Genomic DNA, 17,908 nt, shown 5'->3' with positions numbered 1-17,908 from the left:
GTGCAGCAATTTAAAAAAGTCGTAATCAAAACATCATCACCGTTGCCTGGAGTAAAGAACTACGTAACAGGAATAATAAGAGTCGGGCGCGTGGAGATGGGGAGCCTGTTGCTCGTGGCAGCAAGCTTACATTTTTCGGTATTGGCAGAAGATTCGTTGCATACTGGCTTTAATCAATTGTTAGTTGAACATGTAAAGCCCATTGCCAATGGCGCAAGTACGCAAGTTGATTACAGTGGTTTTAAAAGGGACAGCGCGCGTTTAACAACGTATCTTGAGAGCTTGGCGAAGGTTCCAAAAGCGACTTTTGATAGCTGGGAAAATGACGACCAGTTGGCGTTTCTTATCAATGCCTACAATGCTTATACCATCGAACTGATCCTTACAAAATATCCGGGTATTAATTCTATTCGCGATTTAGGTGGCTTTTTTTCCTCTCCGTGGAAAAAAGAAATTGCGCCTCTTCTTGGTAAGAAGCGCACGCTAGATGAAATTGAGCACGAGCTTATCCGCGGAGGGAATAAGTACAATGAGCCTCGCATTCATTTTGCCGTTAACTGTGCCAGCATTGGTTGCCCGGCGCTTCGTGAAGAAGCCTATATTGGCGCAAGGTTAGATTTGCAGTTAGAAGCGCAAACTAAGCGATTTTTAAGCGATACCTCACGCAATAGAATGGACGGAGATATATTGAAACTGTCGAAAATTTTCGATTGGTATGGCGACGATTTTGAAAGTGCTGGAAAAACACGTCAAAGCTGGCGTGGCACATCAACTCTTAACGAGTTTATTTTGCTTTACAAGGATGCATTAAAATTATCGCCACAACAGGTCTCTGCGTTAGTGCAAGGGAATGCAAATATCGAGTTTTTAGAATACGACTGGGCACTCAATGATACGCAATAGCCTGGCAGGTTTTTTGTTGCCAACTACCGCGTTGTCGTTATCGACGAACACCTTACCGCTGCCAGTGAGCGCTTTTCTGGGGCCGTGGTTGTTGTTGGCTTTGCTCGTTGTGGCACCGTTGTCATTAGCCGCAGTTTCAAACTCAGCGGGACAAAGCACTTCTCAATCAACAACAGCGGATGGCGGTACTCGAAAGGTGCCAATAGTCCGTTTTCACGCTTGGGGTGGCAGTGCTCAAGTTAATGGGTATCTTCAGTGGGTCGCTGAGCAAGTGAAGCAACGCTTTAACATTGAACTCCAGCATATAAAACTTGCAGATACTAGTGACGCAGTATCCCGCGTGCTTGCTGAGAAAGCAGCGGGCAACCACCATAACGGCAGCGTCGATCTCATTTGGATAAACGGTGAAAATTTTGCGGCGATGAAAAAGCACAACTTGCTTTCTCGTGCCTGGGTTGAAGAACTTGAGAACTTTGCTTTGACTAACCCACGTTATAATACGGCTATGACAACCGATTTTGGCGAAGCGACGCTTGGGATGGAAGCTCCGTGGGGCAAGGCGTCAATGGTGTTTTATTATCGCAGTGCACATATGAAGTCGTTGGGCCTGATGCCTCCGAACACAATTCGAGACTTGCTGCGGTTCAGTCAAAAAGCACCGGGGCATTTTACTTACCCAGTGCCCAGCGATTATTTAGGCATCAGCTTTATTAAATTCGCTGTCATTGTGCTTAATAGAGAGCATCAATCGCTTTTTTATCAACCGGTTACTGCTGAATCCCTCCAAACTGTATTGCCAGCACTGTGGGCGTATTTGGATGCGTTACATCCAACCATGTGGCAAGCCGGAAATTATATGTTGCGTCAGGCTTCGCAGTTGCAGCGACTCGTGAGCACTGGGGAATTGACGTTGGCGTTTTCGTTTACAGCATCAGAGATCCCGTCTGCGGTCACTCGCTTTGATTTACCTGAAGACGTGCGCACTTATGTCATGCAGGATGGTAGTTTAGCCAACGTGCACTTTATCGGTTTAACCTATAATTCGAGTAATACAGAAGCGGCAAAAACGATAGTCAACTTTTTACTTTCACCAGAAGCGCAGGCTGAAAAACAAAAATTGGCGGTGTGGGGTGACGATACGGTATTGGATATGTCGATCCTTCCGAAAGGGCAACAAGCATTATTCGAAAACGATACTATACACGATTCGGCACTTGATAAGTCACAGCAGACCATGCTGTTGCCAGAGCCACATGCAAGCTGGACCGATGCTCTGCGCGATGCGTGGTATGCCCGCTATGGAGCGCGATACTAGTGTTTGCTCAAACCACGTTAATCACGCGGTGGTGCTTGTTACTGCTACTTTGTATTCCCGTATTGGCAGGGTTGGTTGGGGTAGTGTTTCCCGCGTTAGGGTATTTCCCTGCCATAGGCGCCAACACGTTTTCGACAGCGGTTTTTATTGCGCTTTTTTCTCTCGATGACGTATGGCAAATGATCTGGTTATCTCTATTTACAGGCTTAGGTTCAACGCTCGTGGCAATCGCGGGGGCATTTTTCATTCTCGCTACGTTTTATCAGTCGGCTATGCTTGGTAAAATACAGGGGATCCTTAGCCCGTTTTTGGTCTTCCCCCACGCTGCAGCAGCGATTGCTTTGTTATTCGCATTTAGTCCGTCTGGTCTTTTTGCGCGCATAGCTGCGTATGCCAGTGATGTTAGTTTACCTTCCTCAGGAGGTGGGGTTTTTCCATATGATGCGTTTGGAATAAGTGTCCTCTTTGCGCTTAGCCTTAAAGAGTTACCTTTCATTATATTAATGGCGCTTAGCGTGATGTCACAGCCGCTGATGCAAAAAAAGCTAACTGGCTTCGCAAAAGTAGGGACTACTTTAGGCTATTCTCCAGTGGCTTGCTTTTTTAAGCTTGTGGTTCCGGCCATTTTCGCACAAATAAAACTGCCCATTTTAGCTGTTTTGGTGTTTGCCACGTCTAACGTCGAAATTCCTCTCATTTTAGGGCCGAATAATCCAAGTACCTTGGCGGTGGCTATTATGCATTGGTTTAACCATATTGATTTGTCGATGCGCTTACTGGCTAGTAGTGCTGCAGTGGTGCAAATTGCCGTATCGGCCGTGGCACTACTCTTGTTTTTAGGCATCGAGTGCATCACAAAACACATTGGCAAACGCAGCCTTGTGAGCGGAAAGCGACAGTTTGTCGATGGTGCAGTTCAGATGTTTGGGGTTGCCATAATCGCCTTTTATGTGATTCTAATTAGTGCAGTGGTTTATATTGTGCTGACTTATTCTGTTGCGACCCAATGGCCCTTTCCAGCATTGTTTCCGGATGGTCTTACCTTACTTCATTGGGAAACGGCGGTGGGCGCACTGGCAGCGCCGCTAATGAACACTGTATTGCTTGGCGTAGGAGTGAGTACGTCATCGCTCATACTGGTGCTGTTTACCCTTGAAAGCGAACAATTAAGGCCGGCCAGTACATATGCCGCGAAAGCCTTTACTTTGTCTGTATTTTTTCCACTTTTAGTGCCTGGCGTTGCCTTTTTGTACGGATTGGTTTGGTTTCAACAACTCGTTTTACAAAGCGCAGTATGGTTTCACACATACATCGCTCATATGGTTTACGTGGTGCCTTATGTGTTCTTGTCAATGGCGGTGGCGTATCGCAAGTTCGACAATCGCTATGCCATGGTGGCCCAAAGTATGGGTAAGACACCCTGGCAGGTATTCTTCCAGGTCAAACTTCCGTCCATGTTGTATTCAATTGTGGTTGCATGGGCCCTGGGGCTGGCCATTAGCTTCAGCCAGTATCTACCTACCTTATTGGCATCGGGGGGCACTATACCCACCGTCACAACGGAAGCGGTGGCGTCGGCATCGGGCAGTAGTACCCGGTTGACCGCAGTGTTCGTCATCATTCAAGCCGTCTTGCCACTCATTGGTTTTGTCATAGCGTGGTGTGTACCCGCAATAGTGGTGAAAACTCGCGGCAAGAGTGCTCCCGCATTGAAAGATAAAAGTAGAAAAGGCGTATTACATGGTGCTTAGTTTAGAGAATATCGCGATATATCGTGATAAGCGACTGCTTCTTAAGGTTAACGCACGTGTGGAAAAAGGGCAGGTTCTAACAATAATGGGCCCAAGTGGCGCGGGAAAATCTACCTTACTTCAAGCCATAGCAGGTCAGTTGCAGTCGCCATTTAGCCTTACCGGTGACATTAAAATCAACGATGTCGCAATTACCGGTATAGATGCACATCTGCGCAAGGTCGGCATTATGTTTCAAGATGCGTTGTTGTTTGAACATATGACCGTGGGCGAAAATATCGCCTTTGCCATGCCTGCAAGTAGAAAAGAAACTAAGCAAGCAAGAAACAATGCTATCAATAAATTACTTGCAGCCGTCGAACTAGAGGGCGTTGCTCGTCGGGCAGTTAACACGCTATCAGGTGGTCAACAGGCAAGGGTAAGCTTGATAAGAACCTTGGCTTCTCAGCCTCAGGTGGTGCTGCTAGACGAACCTTTCAGTAAATTGGATCTTGCTCTTCGCAGTCAAATTCGCAGTTGGACGTTCGATCAACTTAAGTCGCGCGGTATACCAGCCGTCTTGGTCACTCACGACAAAGACGATGCGTTGGCAGCAGGCGGCGAAGTTATAGAGTTACTATTATGTTAGACGCAAAAGTTACCCCGTATATCAAACCACTGCTAAAGCCGTTAATAAAAACCCTTGATAAAAAGGGCATTACGCCAAATCAGATCACCCTTACTGGGTTTCTAATCGGTCTATTTGCTGTACCTTTTATTATTCTTAATTGGTGGAATTTGGCTCTGGGTTGCATCGTTTTAAACCGGGTATTTGACGGCATAGATGGAGAACTTGCGCGCTATCAACAAAGTCGCAGCAGCGCAGGTGGTTTTTTAGATATTTGTTTAGACTTTCTGTTCTACGCATCTATCCCTTTGGCGTTTGGTATTGCTAATTCTGCTGAGTGGGGCATGCCTGCGGCGGTGTTACTTGCTACGTTTATCGGCACAGGCAGTAGTTTTCTCGCCTTTGCGATTGCCGCTGAAAAATTTCATATAGACAGGCCTCAGTTTGCTAATAAAAGTTTCTACTACATGCAAGGGCTAACCGAGGGCACAGAAACCATTGTGGTGTTTCTGGCGTTCTGTATTTGGCCTGCGTATTTTCCTGTTTTGGCGTACATTTTTTCTGCAGCTTGCGCTATCACTGTGGTAACAAGGGTTGCAGGTGGGTTTTTCACACTACAACGCGTAGAAAGTGGCGACACAAATACGCATTCGAAAGACGCTGATTCAGGAATTCAAACCAAAAGTCGCCCTGGTGATAGTGCGCCAAAGAGACCGGAGACAGGAGAGACTGAAAACTAGTGGATAACACAATTTTAGTGCGTTTAACCGTTTTTCTAGGCGTATTTACTTGTATGGCCGTGCTGGAAGCATTAATGCCAGCCAGACATCCCTTGCTGAGTCGAAAAGATCGGTGGCCAGGAAATTTGTCAATGGTGATAATAGGCGCTTTGGTATCGCGGTCACTATTGCCGACAACTCTTGTGGGTGTTTCAATGTGGGCACAACGCGAAGGTGTGGGGCTTTTCAATGCAATAAAAATGGACGTGGTTGAGTCACCTGGATCCGGTCCAGAGCACATTGCAGTTATTGCATTGTGCATTTTATTACTCGATATGGTTATCTATTGGCAGCACAGATTCTTTCACACTATTCCGATATTGTGGCGTTTTCACAAAATGCATCATGCAGATAGCCATGTCGACACAACTACTGGTTTGCGCTTTCACCCGGTAGAAATAGCAATTAGTCTAGCTATAAAAGCGGCTGCTGTGGTGCTATTCGGTATACCGGCTGTAGCCATTGTGATTTTCGAAGTGGCCTTAAATGGGTTTGCCTTGTTCAACCACGCCAACATACGTTTGCCCCAAAAATGGGATGAAAAACTCAGTTGGTTGCTGATCACCCAAAGGGTGCATCGCATTCACCACAGCCAGGATAAAGCTGAATCAAACTCCAATTTTGGCTTTAGTGTATCTTGTTGGGACAGGTTGTTTAACAGTTTTACGCCCCGGGCACATTACAGCGATGAAACTTTGCCAGTGGGTCAAAAGGACGTGCCAGCGAGAAAAGAAAACACGGGAGTACTGGCCTTGCTACTACAGCCTTTCAACGAGCATTCCTCGAAGTAGATCTTGCCTGAAACACCCGGCATGTTGCTTGGCGAAAACACTGCGAAAACTGTTAACGCGTTAGGATTTGTTGGCATCGCTTACACCGGTATTGCATACCTTTAAGTACTTTATTATGCCTGCGAATGCTCAGCGGAATGTCACCGCAATTACAGCGATAGATCACGGTATTGAGTTGTAGTGTAGTCAGGTCGAAGTTATGTGTAGTGGACGGTTGTGCGTTAAACAGGCCTCGCATTAAGGATTGCCATTCTACACCGTGAGGTCTTACGCGACCGTGTAGCTGATAGGTAAGTAAATGACAGACTTCGTGTGGAATAACATTAGTTATAAAAGCGTCGGCATTGTGGGTAAATAAAACAGGGTTAAAATTAACCCTGTTTTGTTGTAAAAATGCGGTACCAGCGTTTCTGCCACTTTTTCTAAAAGTTACCGCGGGTAAAGGAAAAGGGCGTTGCAATTTGGTCTCGGCGATGTGATAAAGGCGGTAAACTTCGTCTTTTACCGCCTGCTTGTCTTCCTGCGTTATCATTTAACGGACTATATTACCTCACACTGCAGACACAGCGTGTAGACGCCGTTTGGATCGTTCAACTTAGTCATCTGGCTGGCTTCAGCCAACACATTTTTCACCATTTTTAGCAGATGGCTGTCGCTGTCAACGAATTGCATTTTCACGCCCCATATCAAAGCCTGGCCGAAGAATTCCTTCCAGAATTGTTCCTGAGGAGACAATGTGCGTTCAACGTAATAGGTATCGTAATCCTCTAAGCCGGCGATTTCAGCTGCGCCAGCAATAGCGTCGTTGATGTCTCCCAACTCGTCAACCAAACCTAATTTTAAAGCTTGTGAGCCCAGCCATACGCGACCTTGTGCAATCTTGTCTACAGCTTCTGGTGTCATGTTGCGGTGCTTAGCCACCATCGTAATAAATTGGGTATAAGCCGTTTCTACATTGCGTTGAAGGATGGCACCAAAACGCGGATCAAGTTCTCTGAACGGAGACAGACCTGCTACGTCCGTTGAGGCAACGCCGTCAGTATGAATACCGATGTAATCCATAGTATCTTCGAAGGTTAAGAACATTCCAAACACGCCAATGGAACCTGTGACAGTACTTGGTGATGCGTAGATTTTATCTGCCGGTGCGGAGAACCAGTAACCACCGGATGCTGCGTAAGTTCCCATGGATACAATTACCGGTTTGCCAGCTTTTTGAAGCTCTAGAACTTCTTGGCGAATAATTTCAGACGCAAAAGAGCTACCGCCGGGAGAGTCTACCTCAAGCACCACAGCTTTTACGGCTTTATCTTTTCTCGCTTTGCGCAGTAGTCGTGCAGTGCTTTCACCACCAATTGTTCCCTGAGGTTGATTGCCATCGAAAATTTCACCTTTAGCTACAATTATGGCGATTTTGTCTTTGTCGTTTTTCAATTTCGGTAGGGGGGGCGAAAGCACTTTCAAATACGTATTAAAAGTAGTTACGTTAACGCCCATTTCGTCGTCACTGCTGCCTACTAAGCCGACAAGTTCCTGTCTCACTTCTTCCCGGGTTTTCAACGCATCAACCCAACCGTTTTGCAGTGAATATTGGGCAAAGTCTGAGCCGGCTTCATCAAATTTAGTGAGCAGAGAATCCAGTGTTTCGTCAAAATTATCGACATCGACCCCACGTGCTGCGGCAACATCTGCTTTGTACTGTTCCCAATACTCATCCAGCCATAATTTGTTCGCTTCTTTTGCAGCATCAGACATGTCGTTGCGGATATAGGGCTCTACCGCAGATTTGTAAGTACCAACGCGAAAAATGTGCGTGGTAATGCGCAATTTGTCGAGCATGTCTTTAAAGTAAAGACCAAAATGTCCATAACCTTCAAACATCACGTTACCCATAGGGTTCAGATAGATGTGATCTGCATGTGCGGCCAGATAATACTGATTCTGGCTATAGTAGTCTCCTATGGCGTAAATGGGTTTTTCCTGTTTAAAATCGTCCAGAGCCTCGGCTACCCGTCTCAGCTTGTCCAGGCCTCCGCCTCGCAAGCCGGATAAATCCAGTATAAGAGCTTTAATTCGGCTGTCTTGTTTAGCGTTACTTAACACCTTTTCAACATCTCGTACCAGAACTTCCGGATTTTCAGGCTCATCGCCAAATGCTTCCTGCATAAATTGCGCAAAGGGATCGACTTGTTCTTTCTGAATGACAAGGTTTCCATTCAATTGCAGTAAAAGCGCGCTTCCAGGTTTAACGTTGACAGGATCGTCACTATTGCTGATCGCAATAATTAACGCGATAACAATTAACAGGAAAATAAAGTTAAAAAGCAGTTTTCTGGAAAAATTTAGGACACTCCATAGTCCGATAAAAAGCGACTTCGTCCAGCTTCTACTAGCCGTCATATAACTTACTACCTCGGGTTATGTATTTCTTGTATGGTAACTAAACCATGGCGGAACGCGAAATTAAATTGTAATGAATTGTAAGATACCGCGAACCGTGTCAGTGCGGAAGTAACAAGAACTAAAAAAATGAAAGGAAAGCTCTTTTGATAAGGTCTTAACACAAAACACTGCGGAGAATAAACATGTCGATGTGGCATTACTGGACGTCGTTTAAAAAGAAATTAGTACTGGCTGATGGGGTACCCCTGTTACTGATAAGGTTATATCTTGCACCTGTAATGGTGCAGGCGGGTTGGAACAAATATAGCGCCTTTGATAATACGGTGGCTTGGTTTGGTAATTCAGACTGGGGGTTGGGCCTTCCTTTTCCTGTATTACTCGCTTCCATGGCCATCGCTGCAGAGCTTGTGGGCGGTGTTTTTATCGGGTTGGGCTTTATTACCAGGCTAACCAGCATCCCTCTTATGCTAACCATGGCAGTGGCAGCTGTTACTGTACATTGGCAGCACGGTTGGCCTGCTATTGCTGATGCCAGTAGCTGGTTGGCCGACGGGACGATTTTGCTAAACGAAACTGTGATGTCGGCGCCAGAGAAACTCAATGCGGCGAATCAAATACTCGCTGAACACGGATACATAGAATGGCTTACAGCAAGTGGTAAGTTCGTTATTCTCAACAATGGCATCGAATTCGCGGCCACCTACTTTATTATGTTGTTCGTGTTGTGCTTGTATGGTGGAGGTCGGTTTGTAAGCGTCGACTATTGGTTCTCCCGTTTAATAGCAAAATAGGATGGTTTTTTTACGTCTTCGAAAGTAGGATAGTCTTAGTTACGCGAACGTGTATATGTTATACGCCCTCTAGGGCGACGCTAGTTGTGTTAACAGGAGAGTTGTCTTGGACGCATTGTCACTTTTACTTAATCGTCAGTCTCAGGCTCGTCTGCAGGCCCCAGCGCCCGACGGTATATCATTGGATAATATTATGCGTGCGGCACTGAGAGTCCCCGACCACGCGGGGCTTACGCCATGGCGCTTCGTAGTTTGTCAGGGAAAAGGGTTAACGGAACTAGGCGCGATTTTTGAACGGTCAGCGATTGAAAACGACAGGTCACAAAAAGAAATTGAACGGGCAATTCAGTTACCCCTAAGGGCGCCTATGGTGATTGTTGCTATCGCTTGTTATAGGGAACATGAAAAAGTGCCACGGGTTGAGCAAATCGCTTCGGCATCCTGTGCGGTTATGGCGATGCAAATGGCGGCTCAGGCCCAAGGGTTTAACGGCATTTGGCGAACGGGAGCATACGCTCATTGTGACGTGGTGCGGCGCGCATTTGAACTCGCGGAAGAAGATGAAATTATAGGTTTCCTTTACCTTGGTACACCGGCTATTCCCTCCATTGATAAACCGGCGCTGGCGCCTTCTGATTATTTTACCCGATGGGAATAGGTTGGGAGATATGCAGCCCATTACTGTCAGCAGTAAAATAGCTGGCTAACAATACAAAAAAGGGGCGTAAGCCCCTTTTCTAGAAAGACGTAACTGCCTGTAATGGGCGATTAATCAACCTGGACAATTTTTAGCGCGTTAGTGGCGCCAATTTTTTCCATTTCATCACCGTAAGTCATGATGACGTTGTCGCCTTCCTCAACCAAACCAATGGCCTTCAGAGCTTCCATCGTGTCGCGTTTTAGCTGACCTGGTTCACTGTCTCGCGAATCAAAGAATACGGGTTTAACACCGCGGTATAACGCCATGCTGTTAAGCGTGGAATCATGTCTTGACATGGCGATAATGGGCAGTGATGTGGTGATCCGCGACATAAGTTTCGGTGTGTTACCGCTTTCTGTCAGTGCGACGATGGCTTTAATGCTCGGCAGGTGATTTGCCGCATATACCGCTGACAAAGCAATAGTTTCGCTTACCGTGGAAAACATGTCATCCATACGGTGCTTAGACAACTTAATACTTGGGTGCGTTTCCGCGCCCTCACATACTCGCGCCATAGCTTTCACCGTTTCAACGGGGAAGCTACCTGCCGCAGTTTCGGCTGACAACATGACCGCATCAGTACCATCGAGTACGGCATTGGCAACATCCATGACTTCCGCACGGGTAGGCATGGGGCTATTAATCATGGACTCCATCATTTGCGTAGCGGTAATCACCACTTTATTCAATTGACGGGAGCGAGAAATGAGTTTCTTCTGCTTACCCACCAGCTCGGCATCGCCAATTTCTACTCCTAAGTCTCCGCGGGCAACCATAACGGCATCGGAAGCATTGATGATATCGTCGATAGCTTCATCTGTGGCTACCGCTTCTGCGCGTTCAACCTTTGCACAAATAAGGGCGTGACATCCCGCAGCTTGTGCAAGCTCGCGGGCGTAGTTTAAGTCCGCACCACTACGGGGGAAGGAAACGGCAAGGTAATCAACACCAATTTTTGCAGCGGTTTTTATGTCTTCTTTGTCTTTTTGGGTCAGCGCTTCTGCAGAAAGGCCGCCGCCTTGGCGGTTGATGCCCTTATTGTTAGACAGTTTGCCGCCTACCGTAACAACAGTATGTACTTTGCGATCAACGACTTCGGTAACTTCAAGTTGAATTCGGCCGTCGTCAAGAAGGAGAATATCACCGGCGTTTACGTCGTCAGGCAAGGCTTTGTAGTCTATGCCTACAGTATTGATGTCGCCTTCTTCCTTACCGAGTTCCGCATCGAGAATGAAGGGGGCACCCACAGCCAGTTCTACGGCACCTTCCTTGAAACGCGCAACGCGAATCTTGGGACCTTGCAGGTCCCCTAAAATAGCAACATACTTATTGAGGTTCTTCGCCGCTTGACGTACTTTGCGCGCACGCTCAATGTGATCTTCGGCTTGACCGTGTGAAAAATTCATGCGGACGACGTTGGCGCCGGCAGCGATAATTGCCTCTATCATTTCCAGGGTATCAGTTGCGGGTCCTAGTGTGGCAAGTATCTTTGTTCTTCTAGTCATAGTAATAGGTCACTTTATTTATTTCGTCGTTAAAGGAATGTATCAGTCTTTTAAGACAACAGTGATGAAAATGCGTTCACTCTGTTGTTGTAATGGCTTTACGTAATTTTATTACAGAATAGTAGTGCAATCTGACAATAATGTGAATCTTAGAAAGTTTTTTTGTTACTGGACTTACCAGTAACAATGGAAGACAAGGGTAATATACAAGCCGCTCAGTTGGCGGCATTAAAGTATAAAGGGGCGACAAAACTAGTCGCGTTTGTCGTAGCGGGAGCCGCGCAGTGTATCTTTTACCCGCTTCAGATTCTCTCTGAATTTATTGCCCCGACGCAACGTAAAGCCCGTTGCCAGCACATCGATGAGGGTAAGCTGGGCAATCCGGGAGGCCATGGGCATGTACATATCGGTATCCTCAGGGACTTCCAGAGACAATACATGAGTGCATTCTTTTGCCAGTGGGCTGTCCGCTGACGTAATGCCAACTACTGTAGCGTCATTGCTTTTGGCGATCTGTGCAATTTCTACCAGGCTTTTGGTACGTCCGGTGTGTGATATCAGCACTACAACGTCACCGTCTGAACAGTTCATGCAACTCATGCGCTGCATAAGGATATCTTCGAAGTACACCACGGGCACATTGAATCGGAAAAACTTGTTTAAGGCATCATGGGCAACAGAAGCCGATGCCCCTAAACCAAAAAACGAAATTTTCTGTGCCTGGGTTAACAAATCGACCACACGGTTGACGGTGGCAACATCAATAGATTGCTTCGCAACTTCAAGCGATGCCATGGTAGATTCAAATATTTTGTTGGTGTATTCGCCAGGACCATCACTTTCATCCACGTGACGGTTTACGTAAGGCGTACCATTGGCGAGGCTTTGGGCCAGATGGAGTTTAAAATCGGGAAACCCCTTAGTGTCCAAGCGACGACAAAACCGGTTTACCGTCGGTTCGCTGACATCCGACATTTTTGCCAGGGTTGCTATACTGGAGTGAATGGCTGTTTGTGGATTTGCCAGGATCACTTCTGCTACTTTGCGTTCAGACTTGCTGAAAGCCGTTTTGTTTTGTGTAATTTTTTCAAGAATATTCATACGGATATAACAAATAATAGGGTAAGGTTATTGTCATTCTGGTTCTCTATATTACGCAATGTGTCACGGGTGACAAGAAAAATGTAATTTTTTGACAAGAGAAACGACAAAACAGGGGGTATTCAGACAAAAAATGCCCCTTTATTTATATATAAACGAAGCAAGTTGTAATTTTACTACATTTAGTGTTAACTATGTGCTAACAACAACGGGAACAGGATGCAGGTATTGCCTGTCCGACATTTTGTTTCTGCGGATTATCATTAAGAAGGTCGACAATTATGGTAATGGATAATTCCTTTGAGCCCTGTGATTTTGTGCTTTTCGGCACCCTGGGGGATCTGTCACGACGGAAGCTGTTGCCGTCTCTCTATCAACTGGAAAAAGCTGAACTCATTCATCCTGATACGAAGATTATCGGGGTAGCGCGTCACGAAATGACCGATGAAGCCTATCGCAAGGAAGTGCGGGCCAATATTGAAAAATTCAGTGATAAAAAAACCTGTGAAGAAACCTGGGCTCGTCTGGAAGCACGTTTGAGCTACGTTCGTGTCGATATGAAAGACATGGAAAGTTACTGTGTCTTTGACGGCGTAGTAGACGCCGATAGAACAATGGTGTGTTACCTGGCGACGCCGCCAGCCATTTATGGCGACATCTGCCGCGGCTTACACAGTTGTAATATTATCGATAGTTCTGTTCGCGTGGTACTTGAAAAACCCATTGGCCACGATCTTGAATCGTCAAAGGTTATCAATGATCAGGTTTCGGAATATTTCAACGAATCGCAAATTTACCGTATTGACCACTACTTAGGTAAAGAAACAGTTCTGAATCTTATTTCGTTGCGATTTGCAAATTCAATATTTGCCACTAACTGGGACCACAACTCCATTGACCACGTGCAAATTAGCGTGGCGGAATCAGTGGGAATTGAGGGGCGCTGGGGTTATTTTGATGACGCCGGACAAATGCGGGATATGGTACAAAATCACCTGCTGCAAATTCTCAGTCTGGTTGCTATGGAGCCACCAGCCACACTGGATGCAGACAGTATTCGGGACGAAAAACTGAAAGTATTAAAAGCACTGCGCCCGATTAACATGAGTAACGTTAACGAATCTACTGTAAGAGGGCAGTATACGGCCGGTTTTGTCAAGGGCGAAGAAGTACCGGGTTATCTAGAGGAAGAGGATGCCAACACGAAGAGCCAGACTGAAACGTTTGTCGCCCTTAAGGTCGACATCGACAATTGGCGCTGGGCAGGCGTGCCGTTTTATCTTAGAACCGGTAAGCGTTTGCCAACGAAAGTGTCTGAGGTTGTGATCTACTTTAAACGTCAGCCTCATAACTTGTTCGGCGACAGTTTCCAGAAATTACCACCTAACAAACTGGTTATTCGTCTGCAGCCTGATGAAGGCGTTGAAATCACGGTTATGAATAAGGTGCCGGGTCTTACCAGTTCGGGCTCCATGGATTTACAAAAGTCAAAACTCGATTTGAGCTTCTCTGAAGCGTTTGGTGAAGAGCGGATCCCCGATGCATATGAAAAATTATTGCTAGAAGTTATGTTGGGTAATCAGGCGTTGTTTGTTCGCCGCGATGAAATAGAACAAGCTTGGTCTTGGGTTGATTCTATTTTAGATGCGTGGAAACAAAGTAATGAACCACCTGAGCCATACCAGGCGGGTACGTGGGGACCGGTAAACTCCATTGGTTTGCTGGCACGGGAAAATCGCAGTTGGTATGAAAGTAAAGTTACGCGGAAGAAAAAATAATATGTCATTGAAAACAGAAGCTTTTGACACGGCCGATGCACTGACGGACGCGTTTGCCAACAAGCTGGTTGCACTTCTGCAGGAAGGCATTACAAAACGGGGCCGAGCAAGTCTTGTAGTTAGTGGTGGGCGCACGCCATTGGCACTGTTTAAGCAACTTAGTCACGCGACGCTCGATTGGAGCAACGTGGATATTACGCTTGCCGATGAACGATGGGTAGACGAGTCCCACGAGGCGAGTAATACCGCACTGGTGAAACAGAATTTGATTCAAAACAAGGCGTCAAATGCGCATTTTGTATCGTTAAAAACGGATGATCATGACGCCAATGATGGCATTGCAGAAGCGGAAAGCCGTTTGAGCAGTTTCAGCCAGCCTTTTGATGCATTGATCCTGGGCATGGGAGAAGACGGTCACACGGCGTCGCTGTTCCCTTGCTCTGAACAGGTTGCCGACGGACTTAACATGTCCAGCGGAAAAGTGTGTATTGCGGTGCAACCTACAACCGCTCCTCATCAGCGTATTTCTTTGACGTTGCCGGCATTGCTAAACAGCCGGAATATTTTTATTCACCTGACCGGTGAAAAGAAAAGAGCCGTACTCGAAGACGCACTGAAAAACGCCACTGAAATTGAAAAGCCCATTACGGCGGTGGTTAACCGCGCCGACGTAACATTAATGTGGGCACCATAGGAGAAGATAATGAATTCTCAAATAGCAGAAGTTACTCAGCGCATCATTGAGCGCAGTAAAGCTACGCGTAAAGCGTATTTAGAAAAAATTGAACATGCACGTCGTGCAGGCCCACACCGTGGAGTCCTCTCCTGCGGAAACCTTGCTCACGGCTTTGCGGCTTGTGGAACGGAAGAAAAAGCCGATTTGCGTTCGATGACAAAGGCAAATATCGCGATTATTTCGTCATACAACGACATGTTGTCAGCTCATCAGCCTTACGAAAATTATCCGGCTATAATTAAACAAGCCATTCGCGAAGTAGGCAGTGTTGCTCAATTCGCCGGCGGTGTTCCTGCCATGTGTGATGGTGTTACCCAGGGTAACCCGGGGATGGATCTCAGTTTGATGAGTCGCGACGTGATTGCTCAAGCCACTGCTGTTGGCTTGTCTCACAACATGTTCGATGGCGCCATGATGCTAGGGATCTGTGACAAAATCGTACCCGGTCTGTTGCTCGGTTCATTGGCGTTTGGGCATTTACCAACGGTTTTTGTACCAGCCGGTCCTATGCCATCAGGTTTGCCGAACAAAGAAAAAGCCCGAGTGAGACAAGAGTTTGCGCAAGGAAAAGTGGGGCGCGACGAGTTACTCGAAGCTGAATCACAGTCTTACCATTCTGCTGGTACCTGTACGTTTTATGGCACAGCAAACTCTAACCAGCTAGTGGTAGAAACCATGGGGCTGCATTTACCTGGTTCATCATTCGTCAACCCGGGAACGCCTTTGCGCGATGCGTTAACTAAAGCCGCATCAGTGCAGGTTACTCGCTTGACAGACCTCGGTGACAACTACACGCCAATTGGGCATATCGTAGACGAAAAAGCGATTGTTAACGGCATCGTTGCGCTGTTGGCAACCGGTGGCTCTACGAACCATACGATGCACTTAGTTGCGGTAGCACGTGCAGCGGGAGTGATCATCAACTGGGATGATTTCTCAGATATTTCGAATGCGGTTCCCCTTATTACGCGCATTTACCCTAATGGTTCTGCGGATATCAACCACTTTGTAGCTGCTGGCGGTATGTCTTTGTTATTTAAACAATTACTAGACGCTGGTTTGTTGCATAACGACGTTAAAACGATTTGTGGAGACGGGCTAGATTTGTACACCAAAGAGCCCGTATTACTGGATGGTGAATTAGAATGGCGTGATGGCCCCAAAGAATCCCACGACAAAGAAGTGATTGCATCAATCGCGTCACCCTTCAAACCCGATGGCGGCGTTTGTGTGTTAAGGGGAAATCTGGGCCGGGGAGTAATCAAAACCTCCGCGTTGCGTTCACCAGTGTGTCATATTAAAGCGCCGGCTGTGGTATTTGAGGATCAATTTGAACTTGATGCGGCATTTAAATCCGGTGAGCTGAACAAAGATTGTATCATCGTTGTTCGCTTCCAGGGGCCATCTGCCATTGGTATGCCGGAATTGCACCGCCTGACTCCACCATTAGGTGTTTTGCAAGACAAAGGCTTCAAAGTTGCACTGGTAACTGATGGCAGGATGTCTGGCGCGTCTGGTAAAGTGCCCGCAGCTATTCACGTCACCCCAGAGGCCTATAAAGGCGGCATGCTGGCGAAAGTGCAGGCTGGTGATATTATTGAATTAAACACAGAAACAGGTGATTTGACACTTCACGTAGATGAAGAAACCTTAGCCAAACGGGAAGCTAAACCAGCTGATTTGGCTCACCATCAGATTGGGATGGGCAGGGAGATATTCGCTGGTTTCAGGGCGACATTGTCCGGTGCCGAAGAAGGAGCTTGTTCCTTGTTCGCGACACAGGAGCAGGCACTATGACGCACAAGTTTGTGGCGGATGTCGGAGGAACAAACATCCGCCTGGCTAGGGTCACAGAAGATGGCTTGCAAGATATAATTAAATATCAGTGTAGGGATTTTGCCACTATAGATTTGGCAATACAGCGATATTTCACTGATCTCCCTGATTACGCGTTTACTCAGGGCTGTATTGCTATCGCTTGTCCCGTACTGGGCGATCAGGTTGAGATGACCAATCACAGCTGGGCATTTTCCCAGCTTGCGTTGCGTAATCAGTTAAACCTTAATGCCTTGTTTGTGATTAACGACTTTACCGCAGTTGCGCATTCGCTCCCCGGGTTGTCTGATGAACAGGTAATTCAAATCGGCAACGGTACGCCAAAGGAAAACGGCAATATAGCCGTTTTTGGTCCCGGCACGGGGCTGGGCGTTGAACACATCACTATGACTTCATCGGGATGGCAAACGCTAGATGGCGAAGGGGGTCATGTCGACTTTGCGCCAGTGGATGAGACAGACGTTATCGTTTGGCGCTACTTACAGGAAAAATACGGTCGTGCATCTGCCGAAGAACTAATGTCCGGACGTGGAATAGTCAACATTTATACCGCGCTTGCAATGAATGCCGGTGTTGAGGTCGCTTTTTCTGAACCGTCAGATATCACAGAAAATGCGTTAGCAAAACGTTGTGACATCTGCGTGCGTTCCCTGACTCAGTTTTGTCGTGTAATGGGGAGCTTTGCCGGTAATCTGGCGTTGAATATGGCCACAACGGGCGGGGTTTTCATTGGTGGTGGCATTGCGAATCGTTTTGTTGATTTTATTCAGCAAAGTGATTTCCGCGCCCGCTTTGAGGCGAAAGGACAGATGAAACACTACGTTAAAGACATTCCCACATATCTCATTGCTGAGCCCGATCACGGATTATTAGGTGCTGCAGCGTACTTGAACCAACATACTGCGAGTTAAC

The 17,908-nt window shown here is 46.8% G+C and carries 16 protein-coding genes; 12 read left to right on the top strand and 4 right to left on the bottom strand.

Annotation, left to right across the window (positions count from 1 at the left end; all coding sequences use genetic code 11):
- Positions 1-96 precede the first annotated feature (96 nt).
- From KO518_RS14815 to KO518_RS14790, 6 genes are read left to right on the top strand one after another with little or no spacing between them, the layout of a single operon-like run.
- A complete protein-coding gene (locus KO518_RS14815; RefSeq protein WP_252736222.1) occupies positions 97-903 on the top strand; it encodes a DUF547 domain-containing protein in 807 nt (268 codons plus the stop codon).
- On the top strand, positions 890-2,218 hold the full coding sequence (locus tag KO518_RS14810) for an ABC transporter substrate-binding protein (RefSeq protein WP_252736136.1): 1,329 nt from the start codon (positions 890-892) through the stop codon (positions 2,216-2,218). The genes KO518_RS14815 and KO518_RS14810 overlap by 14 nt, the downstream gene beginning before the upstream one ends.
- A complete protein-coding gene (locus KO518_RS14805) occupies positions 2,218-3,969 on the top strand; it encodes an ABC transporter permease (protein WP_216026567.1) in 1,752 nt (583 codons plus the stop codon). Before KO518_RS14810 ends, KO518_RS14805 begins: the two co-directional genes overlap by 1 nt.
- Positions 3,959-4,597: an ATP-binding cassette domain-containing protein gene (locus KO518_RS14800; protein ID WP_216026566.1), complete on the top strand. Its 639-nt coding sequence runs from the start codon at positions 3,959-3,961 to the stop codon at positions 4,595-4,597. Before KO518_RS14805 ends, KO518_RS14800 begins: the two co-directional genes overlap by 11 nt.
- Positions 4,591-5,316, top strand: a complete 726-nt coding sequence (locus tag KO518_RS14795; RefSeq protein ID WP_216026565.1) for a CDP-alcohol phosphatidyltransferase family protein — start codon at positions 4,591-4,593, stop codon at positions 5,314-5,316. Before KO518_RS14800 ends, KO518_RS14795 begins: the two co-directional genes overlap by 7 nt.
- The gene (locus KO518_RS14790) at positions 5,316-6,146 is read left to right on the top strand and encodes a sterol desaturase family protein (RefSeq protein ID WP_216026564.1); all 831 of its coding nucleotides are present in this window, start codon (positions 5,316-5,318) and stop codon (positions 6,144-6,146) included. Before KO518_RS14795 ends, KO518_RS14790 begins: the two co-directional genes overlap by 1 nt.
- 52 nt (positions 6,147-6,198) lie before the next feature.
- Here KO518_RS14790 and KO518_RS14785 read toward each other — a convergent pair whose 3' ends face one another.
- Both KO518_RS14785 and sppA read right to left on the bottom strand, forming a co-directional pair.
- Complete coding sequence (locus tag KO518_RS14785) at positions 6,199-6,678, bottom strand: SprT family zinc-dependent metalloprotease (protein WP_216026563.1); 480 nt, start codon at positions 6,676-6,678, stop codon at positions 6,199-6,201.
- An 8-nt stretch (positions 6,679-6,686) separates the two neighbouring features.
- Positions 6,687-8,546, bottom strand: coding sequence for a signal peptide peptidase SppA (sppA, locus tag KO518_RS14780; RefSeq protein WP_216026562.1), 1,860 nt, complete (start codon positions 8,544-8,546; stop codon positions 6,687-6,689).
- 185 nt (positions 8,547-8,731) lie between these two features.
- Here sppA and KO518_RS14775 point away from each other — a divergent pair, with 185 nt between their 5' ends.
- Together KO518_RS14775 and KO518_RS14770 are read left to right on the top strand one after the other, a co-directional pair.
- Positions 8,732-9,340: a DoxX family protein gene (locus tag KO518_RS14775; RefSeq protein WP_216026561.1), complete on the top strand. Its 609-nt coding sequence runs from the start codon at positions 8,732-8,734 to the stop codon at positions 9,338-9,340.
- 106 nt (positions 9,341-9,446) lie between these two features.
- Entirely contained in the window at positions 9,447-9,998 is a 552-nt protein-coding gene (locus KO518_RS14770; protein ID WP_216026560.1) for an NAD(P)H nitroreductase, read from the top strand.
- A 110-nt stretch (positions 9,999-10,108) separates the two neighbouring features.
- Here the strand turns inward: KO518_RS14770 and pyk are convergent, their stop codons facing one another.
- A complete protein-coding gene (gene pyk / locus KO518_RS14765; protein WP_216026559.1) occupies positions 10,109-11,545 on the bottom strand; it encodes a pyruvate kinase in 1,437 nt (478 codons plus the stop codon).
- Positions 11,546-11,797: 252 nt separating this feature from the next.
- Positions 11,798-12,646 (bottom strand): MurR/RpiR family transcriptional regulator, encoded by an 849-nt coding sequence (locus tag KO518_RS14760; RefSeq protein ID WP_216026558.1) that lies wholly within the window; start codon positions 12,644-12,646, stop codon positions 11,798-11,800.
- 281 nt (positions 12,647-12,927) lie between these two features.
- Here KO518_RS14760 and zwf point away from each other — a divergent pair, with 281 nt between their 5' ends.
- From zwf to KO518_RS14740, 4 genes are read left to right on the top strand one after another with little or no spacing between them, the layout of a single operon-like run.
- On the top strand, positions 12,928-14,424 hold the full coding sequence (gene zwf, locus KO518_RS14755; protein ID WP_216026557.1) for a glucose-6-phosphate dehydrogenase: 1,497 nt from the start codon (positions 12,928-12,930) through the stop codon (positions 14,422-14,424).
- A gap of 1 nt (position 14,425) precedes the next feature.
- A complete protein-coding gene (gene pgl / locus KO518_RS14750) occupies positions 14,426-15,118 on the top strand; it encodes a 6-phosphogluconolactonase (protein WP_216026556.1) in 693 nt (230 codons plus the stop codon).
- A gap of 9 nt (positions 15,119-15,127) precedes the next feature.
- On the top strand, positions 15,128-16,957 hold the full coding sequence (gene edd, locus KO518_RS14745; RefSeq protein WP_216026555.1) for a phosphogluconate dehydratase: 1,830 nt from the start codon (positions 15,128-15,130) through the stop codon (positions 16,955-16,957).
- The gene (locus KO518_RS14740; RefSeq protein WP_216026554.1) at positions 16,954-17,907 is read left to right on the top strand and encodes a glucokinase; all 954 of its coding nucleotides are present in this window, start codon (positions 16,954-16,956) and stop codon (positions 17,905-17,907) included. Before edd ends, KO518_RS14740 begins: the two co-directional genes overlap by 4 nt.
- The last annotated feature ends 1 nt before the right edge of the window (position 17,908 follow it).

The sequence above is a fragment of the Aestuariibacter sp. A3R04 genome, assembly GCF_018860805.1.
Classification (GTDB): domain Bacteria; phylum Pseudomonadota; class Gammaproteobacteria; order Enterobacterales; family Alteromonadaceae; genus Alteromonas.
Note: the sequence above shows the minus strand (reverse complement) of the source record. Positions and strands in the feature narration are given on the sequence as shown.

What these genes read in the sequence shown, in the direction of transcription:
- KO518_RS14795 (WP_216026565.1), top strand. Translation starts at nt 4,591, where the DNA reads ATGTTAGACGCAAAAGTTACCCCGTATATCAAACCACTGCTAAAGCCG.
- KO518_RS14815 (WP_252736222.1), top strand. Translation starts at nt 97, where the DNA reads ATGGGGAGCCTGTTGCTCGTGGCAGCAAGCTTACATTTTTCGGTATTG.
- KO518_RS14775 (WP_216026561.1), top strand. Translation starts at nt 8,732, where the DNA reads ATGTCGATGTGGCATTACTGGACGTCGTTTAAAAAGAAATTAGTACTG.
- KO518_RS14760 (WP_216026558.1), bottom strand. Translation starts at nt 12,646, where the DNA reads ATGAATATTCTTGAAAAAATTACACAAAACAAAACGGCTTTCAGCAAG.
- KO518_RS14810 (WP_252736136.1), top strand. Translation starts at nt 890, where the DNA reads ATGATACGCAATAGCCTGGCAGGTTTTTTGTTGCCAACTACCGCGTTG.
- pgl (WP_216026556.1), top strand. Translation starts at nt 14,426, where the DNA reads ATGTCATTGAAAACAGAAGCTTTTGACACGGCCGATGCACTGACGGAC.
- edd (WP_216026555.1), top strand. Translation starts at nt 15,128, where the DNA reads ATGAATTCTCAAATAGCAGAAGTTACTCAGCGCATCATTGAGCGCAGT.
- KO518_RS14800 (WP_216026566.1), top strand. Translation starts at nt 3,959, where the DNA reads ATGGTGCTTAGTTTAGAGAATATCGCGATATATCGTGATAAGCGACTG.
- KO518_RS14785 (WP_216026563.1), bottom strand. Translation starts at nt 6,678, where the DNA reads ATGATAACGCAGGAAGACAAGCAGGCGGTAAAAGACGAAGTTTACCGC.
- sppA (WP_216026562.1), bottom strand. Translation starts at nt 8,546, where the DNA reads ATGACGGCTAGTAGAAGCTGGACGAAGTCGCTTTTTATCGGACTATGG.
- KO518_RS14740 (WP_216026554.1), top strand. Translation starts at nt 16,954, where the DNA reads ATGACGCACAAGTTTGTGGCGGATGTCGGAGGAACAAACATCCGCCTG.
- pyk (WP_216026559.1), bottom strand. Translation starts at nt 11,545, where the DNA reads ATGACTAGAAGAACAAAGATACTTGCCACACTAGGACCCGCAACTGAT.
- zwf (WP_216026557.1), top strand. Translation starts at nt 12,928, where the DNA reads ATGGTAATGGATAATTCCTTTGAGCCCTGTGATTTTGTGCTTTTCGGC.